Raw genomic sequence first — 11,455 nt, forward strand, 5'->3', positions numbered from 1 at the left:
GCTTTCCCTACGATGGGGACCGTCATGACCATAGCCTCCCCCTACGCCGCCGACCTCGGGCGACTCGCCATCAGCGAGAGCGCCGTCGACGTCGCCGGGGCCACCACCGCCTACTGGAGCTACGGCGACCCCGACGCCGGGACCGTGCTGGTCCTGGTGCACGGATTCCGCGGCGAGCACCACGGGCTGGAGCCGGTGATCGCGCGGTTGCTCGCGGGCGGCGCGGACGCCCGCGTGATCGCGCCCGACCTGCCCGGCTTCGGCGCGTCGCCGCCGATGACGGCGCACGCGCACGACGTCGAGGGCTATGCGGCCTGGCTCGGCGAGTTCCTGGACGCGCTCGGGCTGCGGGGGAGCGCGGTCGTGCTCGGGCACTCCTTCGGCTCGATCGTCTCCGCGGCGGCCGTCGCGGGCGGGCTGGAGACGCCGCTGCTCGTGCTCGTCAATCCGATCGCCGCGCCGGCCCTGGCCGGCCCGCGCGGGGTGCTGACCCGGCTCGCGGTGCTCTACTACCGCCTCGGGGCGGTGCTGCCGCGCCCGCTCGGGCTGCGCCTGCTCGGCGATCCGCTGATCGTGCGGGTGATGAGCCTCGCGATGGTGAAGACCAAGGACGGGCCGCTGCGCCGCTTCGTGCACGACCAGCACGACCGCTACTTCAGCGCCTTCGCCTCGCGCGACACGGTGCTGGAGGCGTTCCGCGCCTCGGTCTCGCACGACGTCAGCCAGTACGCCGCGCGGATCGCGGTGCCGACGCTGCTGATCGCCGCGGCGCAGGACGACATCACCCCGCTCTCCGCGCAGTACCGACTGCTCGAGGCGCTGCCGCACGCCCGCCTGCACGTGATCGACGGGGTCGGGCACCTCATCCACTACGAGACGCCGGACGAGGCGGCCGCCGTCCTCCGCGCGGCCCTGGACGAGGGGATCGACCGATGAGGATCGTCGTCGACTGCCGGTACACCCGGCTCGAGCGCCACGACGGCATCAGCCGCTACACCGCGGAGATCGTGGCCGAGCTGGCGAAGCTGCACGACGTGACGATGCTGATCAGCGACCGCCGGCAGCGGACGATGCTGCCGGATCTGCCGTGGGAGAAGGTCACCTCGCCGACCGGGCCGTTCGAGCCGTTCGTGGCGCTGCTGGTGAACCGGCTGCGGCCCGACGTGGTGTTCTCGCCGATGCAGACGATGGGCTCGCTCGGCCGGCGCTACAAGCTCGTGCTGACCGTGCACGACCTGATCTACTACCGCCACCGCACACCGCCGCGCGACCTTCCGCTGCCGGTGCGCGGGCTCTGGCGGCTCTACCACCTGGCGTGGTGGCCGCAGCGGCGCCTGCTGCAGCGCGCCGACGCGATCGTGACGGTGTCCGAGACGACCCGCGGGCTGCTCCGCACGCACCGGCTGACGACCCGGCCGGTCGTCGTGGTGCCGAACGCGGCGACGGCGCCGGACGAGGCGAGCGCAGCCCTCGCGGCGGCGCTGCCGGACCGCTCGGACGCGCGCTCGCTCGTCTACATGGGCTCGTTCATGCCCTACAAGAACGTGGAGTCGCTGGCGCGGGCGATGCGGCTGCTGCCCGACTACGAGCTGCACCTGATGAGCCGGGCGAGCGACGAGACGGTGGAGACCCTCCGCTCGCTCGCGCCGACGGCGAAGCTGGTCTTCCACCAGGGGGCGGACGACGCCTCCTACCGCGAGGCGCTCGCGCGCGCGACGGCGCTGGTGACCGCGAGCCGGGACGAGGGCTTCGGCATCCCGCTGGTCGAGGCGATGGCGCTCGGCACCCCGGTCGTCGTCAGCGACATCCCGATCTTCCGCGAGATCGGCGGCGACGCGGCGGTCTACGTGGATCCGTCGAGCGCGAAGGGCATCGCCGAGGGCGTGCGCTCGCTCGAGGACGCGGAGCGCTGGCGGAAGCTGTCGGCGAAGGCGCGGAAGCGGGCGGCGGCGTACTCGTGGCGCGACTCCGCGCGGGTGCTGCTGGAGCTGCTGACGAGCGTCGGGCGCTGAGCGGCGCCCGGGCCGGGCGTCAGGCGGGTGCGCTCGGGCTGAGCACGTCGTCCAGGTCGGACTGCAGGTCGGCGTCGACGACGACCACGTCGCCGGAGTCGTCGACCGCGACGATCTGCAGGGCGCCGTCGACGATCGCGAAGTCGTGCCGCGAGCCGTTGCCGACGGTCGTGCCCTGGGCCGGCAGCTCGTCCTCGCTGAGGGCGCGGAGCAGGCTGCCGATGACGGCGCCGTGCGTCGCGACGATCACGCGCTGCTCCGGGAAGCGCTCGGCGATCTCGAGCAGCGCGGCCGTGGCGCGCTCGACGACCTGGGCGCGGGTCTCGCAGCCGGGGATGCGGGCGCCCTCGATGCCGCCGGGGAAGAGCTCGCGGAGCTCGTCGCCGGTCATGCCCTCCGCCTCGCCGTAGGCGCGCTCGGCGACGCCCTCGACGACCTCGGGCTCGGGCAGGCCGAGACCGCGGGCGATGATCGCCCCGGTCTCGTGCGCGCGCTGGAGCGGGCTGGCGACGACGACGTCCCAGTCGCGCTCGCGCAGCAGCCGGGCGGCGGCCCGGGCCTGCGAGCGGCCGGTGTCGTTGAGCGGGATGTCGCTCGCGCCCTGGATGCGGCGGGCGGCGTTCCAGTCGGTCTGGCCGTGCCGGACGAGGGTGAGCTGGGTCACGAGGGCCTCTCGGGTGGTGGGGGAGCGGTGGGTCAGCGCGACGGGAGGCGCTCGGCGAGGGCGCGGAGGACCTCGCTCGTGCCGCCGTCGATCTTGATGCCGGCCCGCGAGTCGCCCTTGGTGGTGCCGCGGTTGACGATGACGATCGGCATCTTCGCGCGCCGGGCGATCTCGAGGAAGCGGATGCCGGAGTTGACGACGAGCGACGAGCCCGCCACGAGCAGCGCGTCGGCGCCCGCGACGATGGCGCGCGCCTCCTCGAACCGCTCGGTCGGGATGAACTCGCCGAAGAAGACGATGTCGGGCTTGAGGATCCCGCCGCAGACCGTGCACTCGGGGACGGTCATCGCCGAGACGTCGTGCACCTCGGCGTCGCCGTCGGGGTTGAGCGAGGAGATGTCGGGGTCGTCGAGCCAGGGGTTGAGCGCCTCGATGCGCTCCGCGATCGCGTCGCGGGCGAAGTACTGGCCGCAGGTCATGCAGCGGACCCGGTCGGCGGAGCCGTGCAGGTCGACGACGCGCTGCGAGCCGGCGCGCACGTGCAGGCCGTCGACGTTCTGGGTGACGACGCCGGTGAGCAGGCCGCGCTCCTCGAGCCGGGCGAGGGCGCGGTGGCCGTCGTTGGGCAGCGTGGCGGTGAAGCGGCGCCAGCCGAGCTGGCTGCCGGCCCAGTAGCGGCGGCGGTAGTCGGGGTCCGCGACGAACTGGGAGTAGGTCATCGGGCTGCGGACGGGGGCTCCCGCGCCGCGGTAGTCGGGGATGCCGGAGTCGGTGCTCACGCCCGCGCCGGTGACGGCGGCGATGCGGCGGCCGGCCAGGAGCTCGACGGTGCGATCGAGGGCGGCGGAGCGCTGCTCGTCGGCCCGCTGCAGATCGGCCTGCTGCTCGTCGGCCTGATCGGCACTGCTGCCGTCGGCGATCGGTGTCGGACCCGACTCCATCCACGCCTCCCTCGGACACCCGCGCACGCGGGCACTCCATCGGCCAGTTTAGACCGCGCCGTGCCCTAGGGTTCCGGGATGCCGATCGTGCACATCGAGGACCTCGACCACCCGCTCCTGGCCGACTACCACCGCCTGACCGACGTGGCGCTGCGCCGGGTGCTCGAGCCCGAGGGCGGCCTCTACATCGCGGAGTCGTCGAAGGTGATCGTCCGCGCGCTCGACGCCGGGCACGTGCCGAAGTCGGTGCTGGTGCAGGAGAAGCGGCTGCCGGATGCGGCGGAGGTGCTCGAGCGCTTCCCGGACGTGCCGGTGTTCGTCGGGCCGGACGCGATGATCGAGGAGCTGACCGGGTTCCATCTGCACCGCGGGGCGCTCGCGTCGATGCGGCGTCCGGAGCTGCCGTCGATGGCGTCGCTGCTCGAGGACGCGCGGCTCGTCGTCATCCTCGAGGACCTCGTCGACCACACCAACGTCGGCGCCGTCTTCCGCGCGGCTGCCGGGATGGGGGCCGATGCGGTGCTGGTGAGCCCGCGCTGCGCGGACCCGCTCTACCGGCGGAGCGTGCGGGTGAGCATGGGCACGGTGATGCAGGTGCCGTGGACGCGGATCCCGGAGTGGGGGCCGGCGCGGACCGAGCTGCTCGCCGCGGGGTTCTCGGTCGCCGCGCTGGCACTCGCGCCGGACGCGGTGCCGCTGGACGAGTACGCGGCCGACCGGCCCGAGCGCGTGGCGATCGTGCTGGGGGCCGAGGGTGACGGGCTGAGCCGGGCGGCACTGGACGCGGCCGACACCGTGGTGACCATCCCGATGCTGCACGGCGTGGACTCGCTGAACGTGGCCTCGGCGAGCGCCGTCGCACTGTGGGCGCTGACGCGGGGGCGCTGAGTCGACTGGGCGGAGCCGTCTGCTCCGAACAGGCGGTGCGGAACGGCGGGCGGCAGCCCCGCGCCGCCTCCGCGGTGTCCGGCGGGGGTCCGCCTACGATGACCGGGTGACTTCTCCGACGCGCCCCGACCGCTCGCCGATCGACGTCGTGGGCAGCGTCACGGCTGCGCCCGCGCCGGAGGCACCCCGGCGGCGCCGCCCGCGTCCGCTCGCCGTGATCGGCGTCGTCCTCGCGGCGGTGCTCGTCAGCGCGAGCGGCGCGTACGCCGCGAACGCGGCCGGAGCCGAGCTGCCCGTCGCGACGGCGGTCGTGCAGGAGACGCCGCCCACGGTGATCGACGCGCCCGCGGTCGCGTGGCCGTCCTACGGCGCCGGGGCGATCTCGGCGGTGGGCGTGCAGGGGCCGGCGGACGGCGGGATGCTCTCCACCTACGGCTCGACCGGGCAGCTGCCGATCGGCAGCATCGCGAAGGTGGTGACGGCGCTGGTGGTGCTGTCGGCGAAGCCGATCGCGGAGGGGACGGACGGCGAGACGATCGCGTTCACGAGCACGGACGTCGGCTACTACAACGACTCCGTGGCCGAGAACGGCTCGGTCGCGCCGGTCTCGGCCGGGCTGGAGCTCACGGAGCGCGAGGCGCTGACCGTGCTGATGCTGCCCTCGGCCAACAACTACGCGAAGTCGCTCGCCGTCTGGGCCTTCGGCTCGGAGGAGGGCTACCTCGCCGCCGCCCGCACCTGGCTGGACGAGCGCGGGCTCACCGGCACGGTGGTCGCCGACACGAGCGGGCTGTCGCCGGCGACGGTGAGCACCACGCTCGAGATGGTGGTGCTCGGCGAGCTGCTGATCGGGGATCCGGTGCTCGCGCCGATCGTGGCGATGCCCTCCGCGGTGATCCCGGGCGTGGGGACGGTGGAGAACACCAACAAGCTCCTCGGGCAGGCCGGCGTGGACGGGATCAAGACCGGCACGACCGACGAGGCCGGCGCGTGCCTGCTGTTCTCGCTCGACACCACGGTCGAGGGACGGCCGGTGACGCTCGTCGGCGTCGTGGTCGGTGCTCGGACGCATCCGCAGCTCGCGGCGGACGTCCTGACGCTGATCCCGACCGTCGAGGCGGGCTTCCGGACGGTGACGCTGACCGAGGAGGGGCAGGACTTCGGCAGCTACACCAGCGCCTGGGGCGAGTCGGCGGTGGCGGAGAGCAGCGAGGCGCAGTCGCTCCTGGTCTGGGGTGCGACGACCGTCACCACGAGCGTGTCCCTCGATCCGGTGGAGGTCGTCGCGGACGGGCAGGAGGTCGGGACCGTGAACGTGGCCGTCAACGGGCAGGCGTACCCGGTGCCGCTCGTCGCGGACGGGACCATCGAGGACCCGGGGTTCGGCTGGCGCGTGACGAATCCGGGCGAGCTCTTCGGCTAGGCGGGTCGCGCGACGCCGCTTCCTTGCTGATCGAGTAGCCCGCGCAGAGGGCGTATCGAGATCCACGTTGCTCAGCAGGGTGGGTCTCGATACGCCGCTGCGCGGCTACTCGACCAGCATGCAACGGCGCCGCTGCGCGGCTCCGCGACCAGCATGCAACGGCGCCGTTGCGCGGCTCCGCGACCAGCAGGGGCCGCCTACGAGTCGGTGTCGTCGACGACGATGCGGACGCCGGCCGTCGCGATGTCGGCGGCGACCTCCTCGGGGGTCGCGTTGCCGGGGACGGGGGTGCCGGGGATCGACTCGGGCGGGCGCTGCAGGTAGGGGCCGGCGTCCGGCCGCTTGGCGGTGATGAAGTCGCCGGAGGACTGGTGGCGCACCCGGCGCAGCACCCACGGGACGAGGTACTCGCGGGCCCACTTCGCGTCCTCGCGGCGGGCGGCCCGCCAGGTCGGCGTCGGCGCCGGCTCCGGAGCGAACGGGCGGAGGGTGTTCTCGACGTTGAGGGCCTTCAGCACCATCCGCGCCACCTCGTGGTGGCCGTGCGGGTTGAGGTGCAGGCGGTCCGGCGCCCACATCCGCACGTCCTGGATCTCCTGCAGCGACCACTGGTCGGCGACGATGCAGTCGTAGCGCTCGGCGAGCGCGCGGAGGTTCTCGTTGAAGATGGCCACCTTGCCGCGGATCCGCGCGAAGACGGGGGAGAAGCTGACGTCGACGCCGGTGAAGAGCACCACCGTCGCGCCGTCGGAGCGCAGCCGCGCCAGTCCCTCCTCGAAGCGGCGGGCGATGTCGTCCGGGTCGGTGCCGGGACGGATGACGTCGTTGCCGCCCGCGGAGATGGTGATCAGGTCCGGGCGCAGCGCGAGAGCGGGCTCGATCTGCTCGTCGACGATCTGCTGCAGCAGCCGCCCGCGCACGGCCAGGTTCGCGTAGGCGAAGTCGTCGTTCTGACTGCCGAGCACCTCCGCGACGCGGTCGGCCCAGCCGCGGTGACCGCCGGGGCTGGAGGGCTCGGGATCGCCGATCCCCTCGGTGAAGGAGTCGCCCAGGGCGACGTAGCGGGACCACGGATGACGCTGCTCGACCATCCCTCCATTCTGCGCTCCGAGCGGGCGGAGGGGGTCCGTCGCCCGGACGATCCCGACACGCCGGGCCCTGCCCCGCGGGTGCGCGGACCGGCGCCCGGCGTCGGAGGTGTCGGCTAGCCTCGGTCCACGTGAACAGTCCCTCGAACTTCGGTCATCAGGTCGGCACCTCCGCCGCGGAGCACCTGTCCCCGTCGTTCCCCGGCAGGGCGCCGTGGGGCACCGCGAACAAGCTGCGGGCCTGGCAGGCGGAGGCCCTCGAGGCCTACTTCCAGCACGAGCCGCGGGACTTCCTCGCGGCCGCGACGCCCGGCGCCGGCAAGACGACGTTCGCCCTCCGCCTGGCCGCCGAGCTGCTGCACAACCGCACCGTCGACCGCATCACCGTCGTCGCCCCGACAGAGCACCTCAAGCGCCAGTGGGCCGAGGCGGCGCACCGCGTCGGCATCCGGCTCGACCCCACCTTCACCAACCGGATGGGCCGGCACGCCAAGCACTACCACGGCGTCGCCATCACCTATGCGCAGGTCGCCGTGCGGCCCGAGCTGCACCGCGAGCTGACCCTCTCCGGCCGCTCGCTGGTCATCCTCGACGAGGTGCACCACGGCGGCGACGCGCTGAGCTGGGGCGACGCGATCCGCGAGGCCTTCGAGCCGGCCGCCCGCCGGCTCTCGCTCACCGGGACCCCGTTCCGCTCCGACACCGCGCCCATCCCGTTCGTCAGCTACCTGCCCGACCAGGAGGGCATCCGCACCTCGCTGACCGACTACGCCTACGGCTACGGCCGCGCGCTCGCCGACGGCGTCGTCCGGCCGGTGCTCTTCATGGTCTACGCCGGCCAGATGCGCTGGAAGTCGAAGGCCGGCGACGAGATGGAGGCGCGGCTCGGCGAGGGCAACACCAAGGACATCACCTCGCAGGCCTGGCGGACGGCGCTCGACCCCAAGGGGGAGTGGATCCCCTCGGTCCTGCGCGCGGCGAACACCCGGCTGACCGAGGTGCGCCGCGGGATCCCCGACGCCGGCGGCCTCGTCATCGCGACCGACCACTACGCGGCGCGCGCCTACGCGGCGATGCTCCGCGAGATCAGCGGCCAGCCCGTCACCGTCGTCCTCTCCGACGAGAAGGAGGCGAGCGACCGGATCGAGGAGTTCTCCAAGGGCGACAGCCGGTGGATGGTCGCCGTGCGGATGGTGTCGGAGGGCGTGGACGTGCCGCGCCTGGCCGTCGGCGTCTACGCCACCTCCGCCTCGACCCCGCTGTTCTTCGCGCAGGCGATCGGGCGCTTCGTCCGTGCCCGGCGCCGCGGCGAGACCGCCTCGATCTTCCTGCCCAACGTGCCGGGGCTGCTCGCGCTCGCGGGCTCGATGGAGCAGCAGCGCGACCACGCCCTCGACCGCCGCGTCTCGGACGACGAGGAGTACCCCGAGGCCGACCTGATGGCCGACGCGGAGCGCGAGGCCAAGGCCTCCTCCGACCTGCTCGAGGAGGGCCGCTTCGAGTCGCTCGGCTCGGCCGCCACCTTCGACCGCGTGATGTACGAGGGCGCGGAGTTCGGCATGGAGGTGGAGGTCGAGAGCGAGGAGGAGCTCGACTTCATCGGCCTTCCCGGTCTGCTCGAGCCGGAGCAGGTGCGCGAGCTGCTGCAGCACCGCCAGCAGCGGCAGGCGAAGCGCGCGGGCGGGCGCGCCGGCGCTCACGGGGCGCAGGCTCCGGTGGAGGCGAAGGAGAGCGAGATCCCCGCGCCGCTCTACCGCACGCTCAAGGAGCAGCGCAGCCTGCTGAACTCGCTGGTCGGGCTCTGGGCGCGCAACACGGGGGAGACCCACGGCCAGGTGCACACCGAGCTGCGCCGGCTCTGCGGCGGGCCCGCGGTCGCGCAGGCGAGCGTGACCCAGCTGCAGGCGCGGATCGACCTGCTGCGGAAGCGGATCGGCTCGCACTGAGCCCCGAGAACGGCGGATCTCTACTGGATGCGCGGCGACCGGTCCAGCCCTCGCCGCGGATCGGCGGGGTCCGTACTGTCTGAGCGTGGCCTCCCCGGAAGCGCGGGAGGAGCCTCTCGCTAAGCTGGGCAGTCGGTCCGTCGCGAAGGTGACGGACCATCACCCCCGACGTCGGGCATCCGCAGACCGCCCGTCGGCCTCCCCCGGATCGCCCGAGACCAGAACTCAGAGGAGTCTCGTGGAGACCTGGCCCGGAACCGCCTACCCCTTGGGCGCCACCTTCGATGGAAGCGGCACGAACTTCGCTCTCTTCAGCGAGGCCGCCGAGCGCGTCGAGCTGTGCCTCTTCGAGGAGGACGGCACCGAGACGCGCGTCGAGGTGCTCGAGTCGGACGCCTACGTCTGGCACTGCTACCTCCCGCAGGTCCAGCCCGGCCAGCGCTACGGCTACCGCGTCCACGGCGCGTACGACCCGGCCGGCGGACACCGCTGCAACCCGAACAAGCTGCTGCTGGACCCGTACGCGAAGGCCGTCTCGGGCGAGATCGACTGGGACCAGTCGCTCTTCTCGTACACCTTCGGCGACCCGGACTCGACCAACGACGAGGACTCGGCGCCGCACATGATGATGGGCGTCGTCATCAACCCGTTCTTCGACTGGGCCGGCGACCGCCGTCCGCGCACCTCGTACGACAGCACCGTGATCTACGAGGCGCACGTGAAGGGGCTCACCAAGAGCCACCCCGACGTGCCGGAGGAGCTGCGCGGCACCTACGCCGGCGTCGCCCACCCCGCCGTGATCGCGCACCTCAAGCACCTCGGCATCACCGCCCTCGAGCTGATGCCGGTGCACCAGTTCGTCAACGACTCGACGCTGATCGAGAAGGGCCTCTCGAACTACTGGGGCTACAACACGATCGGCTTCTTCGCGCCGCAGAACACCTACACCGCCACCGGCGACCTGGGCCAGCAGGTCCAGGAGTTCAAGAGCATGGTGAAGGCCCTGCACGCGGCCGGCATCGAGGTCATCCTCGACGTGGTCTACAACCACACCGCGGAGGGCAACCACCTCGGCCCGACGCTGTCGTTCCGCGGCATCGACAACGAGGCGTACTACCGCCTGGTCGACGACGACAAGCGCTACTACATGGACTACACCGGCACCGGGAACACCCTCAACGTGCGCCACCCGCACTCGCTGCAGCTGATCATGGACTCGCTGCGCTACTGGGTGACCGAGATGCGCGTCGACGGCTTCCGCTTCGACCTCGCCTCGGCGCTGGCCCGCGAGTTCTACGACGTCGACCGGCTCTCCACCTTCTTCGAGCTCGTCCAGCAGGACCCGGTGGTCTCGCAGGTCAAGCTGATCGCCGAGCCGTGGGACGTCGGCCCCGGCGGCTACCAGGTCGGCAACTTCCCGCCGCAGTGGACGGAGTGGAACGGGAAGTACCGCGACACCGTCCGCGACTTCTGGCGCGGCGAGCCCTCGACCCTGGGCGAGTTCGCCTCGCGGCTCACCGGCTCGGCCGACCTCTACGCGCGCTCCGGCCGCTACCCGGTCGCCTCGATCAACTTCGTCACCGCGCACGACGGCTTCACCCTGCGCGACCTCGTCTCCTACAACGAGAAGCACAACGACGCCAACGGCGAGGACGGCAACGACGGCGAGTCGCACAACCGCTCCTGGAACCACGGCGCCGAGGGCCCCACCGACGACCCGAAGGTCCTCGGCCTGCGCGCCCGCCAGCAGCGCAACTTCCTCGCGACGATGCTGATCTCGCAGGGCGTGCCGATGATCCTGCACGGCGACGAGCTCGGCCGCACCCAGAACGGCAACAACAACACCTACGCCCAGGACAGCGAGCTGACCTGGATCGACTGGGAGAAGGCGGACCGGCCGCTGGTGGAGTTCACCGCGGCGCTGATCCGGCTCCGCGCCGAGCACCCGACGTTCCGCCGCGGCCGCTTCTTCGACGGGCGCCCGGTCCTCCGCGGCACCGGCGAGCCGCTGCCGGACATCGTCTGGTTCAAGGCGGACGGCACCGAGATGACGCCGTCGGACTGGGACTCGGGCCTGGACCGCTCGGTCGGCATCTACCTCAACGGCAACGGCATCCGCGAGCGCGATGAGCGCGGCCAGCCGGTCGTCGACGACAGCTTCCTGCTCTACTTCAACGCCGACGACGTGGACGTGGAGTTCACCATCCCGAGCGACGAGTACGCAGTGGAGTGGGCCGTCCTGGTCGACACCGCCGGTGCCGAGGCCGACTCGGTCCCGCGTCCCGCCGGCGCGCTCCTCACCGTGCAGGCGAAGTCGCTCGTGATCCTCCAGGAGCACAGCGCCCCCGAGCCCGAGGTCGACCACTCGGTCGCGGCCTCGCTGGCCTCGCTCGCCGCCACCTCGGCCATCCCGACCATCACCACCACGGGCCACACCAGCCCTCACGAGGAGTCGACCGACTCCGCGACCGCACCCTCGACAGGAGCCTGACG

9 protein-coding genes are annotated in these 11,455 nt (G+C 72.6%); 6 read left to right on the forward strand and 3 right to left on the reverse strand.

Translation table 11 applies throughout. From position 1 onward, the window contains the following. Nucleotides 1-24 precede the first annotated feature (24 nt). The gene (locus MT355_RS14145; protein ID WP_243599993.1) at nt 25-936 is read left to right on the forward strand and encodes an alpha/beta fold hydrolase; all 912 of its coding nucleotides are present in this window, start codon (nt 25-27) and stop codon (nt 934-936) included. Continuing rightward, the gene (locus tag MT355_RS14150) at nt 933-2,012 is read left to right on the forward strand and encodes a glycosyltransferase family 1 protein (RefSeq protein ID WP_243599994.1); all 1,080 of its coding nucleotides are present in this window, start codon (nt 933-935) and stop codon (nt 2,010-2,012) included. The genes MT355_RS14145 and MT355_RS14150 overlap by 4 nt, the downstream gene beginning before the upstream one ends. Nucleotides 2,013-2,031: 19 nt before the next feature. On the opposite strand, the gene MT355_RS14155 is transcribed toward MT355_RS14150, so the two are convergent. Both MT355_RS14155 and MT355_RS14160 read right to left on the reverse strand, forming a co-directional pair. Beyond that, a complete protein-coding gene (locus tag MT355_RS14155; protein ID WP_164874486.1) occupies nt 2,032-2,676 on the reverse strand; it encodes a histidine phosphatase family protein in 645 nt (214 codons plus the stop codon). A gap of 32 nt (nt 2,677-2,708) precedes the next feature. After that, nucleotides 2,709-3,617, reverse strand: coding sequence for a Sir2 family NAD-dependent protein deacetylase (locus MT355_RS14160; RefSeq protein ID WP_243599995.1), 909 nt, complete (start codon nt 3,615-3,617; stop codon nt 2,709-2,711). Nucleotides 3,618-3,695: 78 nt separating this feature from the next. On the opposite strand from MT355_RS14160, the gene MT355_RS14165 reads away from it, so the two are divergent. Both MT355_RS14165 and MT355_RS14170 read left to right on the forward strand, forming a co-directional pair. Next, on the forward strand, nt 3,696-4,505 hold the full coding sequence (locus MT355_RS14165; RefSeq protein WP_243599996.1) for an RNA methyltransferase: 810 nt from the start codon (nt 3,696-3,698) through the stop codon (nt 4,503-4,505). Nucleotides 4,506-4,611: 106 nt separating this feature from the next. Further along, nucleotides 4,612-5,928, forward strand: a complete 1,317-nt coding sequence (locus MT355_RS14170) for a D-alanyl-D-alanine carboxypeptidase family protein (protein WP_243599997.1) — start codon at nt 4,612-4,614, stop codon at nt 5,926-5,928. A gap of 197 nt (nt 5,929-6,125) precedes the next feature. Here MT355_RS14170 and MT355_RS14175 read toward each other — a convergent pair whose 3' ends face one another. After that, nucleotides 6,126-7,019 (reverse strand): SGNH/GDSL hydrolase family protein, encoded by an 894-nt coding sequence (locus tag MT355_RS14175; RefSeq protein ID WP_123735767.1) that lies wholly within the window; start codon nt 7,017-7,019, stop codon nt 6,126-6,128. A 128-nt stretch (nt 7,020-7,147) separates the two neighbouring features. Between MT355_RS14175 and MT355_RS14180 the strand changes: the two genes are divergently transcribed. Further along, nucleotides 7,148-8,962, forward strand: coding sequence for a DEAD/DEAH box helicase (locus tag MT355_RS14180; protein ID WP_243599998.1), 1,815 nt, complete (start codon nt 7,148-7,150; stop codon nt 8,960-8,962). Between the two features lie 238 nt (nt 8,963-9,200). Further along, complete coding sequence (gene glgX, locus MT355_RS14185) at nt 9,201-11,453, forward strand: glycogen debranching protein GlgX (protein WP_243599999.1); 2,253 nt, start codon at nt 9,201-9,203, stop codon at nt 11,451-11,453. Nucleotides 11,454-11,455: the final 2 nt, after the last annotated feature.

It is taken from the genome of Rathayibacter sp. VKM Ac-2929 (assembly GCF_022815495.1).
Classification (GTDB): Bacteria; Actinomycetota; Actinomycetes; order Actinomycetales; family Microbacteriaceae; genus Rathayibacter; species Rathayibacter festucae.

Excerpts from the sequence above, each read along its gene's own strand:
- MT355_RS14145 (WP_243599993.1), top strand. The coding sequence starts at position 25 with ATGACCATAGCCTCCCCCTACGCCGCCGACCTCGGGCGACTCGCCATC.
- MT355_RS14150 (WP_243599994.1), top strand. The coding sequence starts at position 933 with ATGAGGATCGTCGTCGACTGCCGGTACACCCGGCTCGAGCGCCACGAC.
- MT355_RS14160 (WP_243599995.1), bottom strand. The coding sequence starts at position 3,617 with ATGGAGTCGGGTCCGACACCGATCGCCGACGGCAGCAGTGCCGATCAG.
- MT355_RS14165 (WP_243599996.1), top strand. The coding sequence starts at position 3,696 with ATGCCGATCGTGCACATCGAGGACCTCGACCACCCGCTCCTGGCCGAC.
- MT355_RS14175 (WP_123735767.1), bottom strand. The coding sequence starts at position 7,019 with ATGGTCGAGCAGCGTCATCCGTGGTCCCGCTACGTCGCCCTGGGCGAC.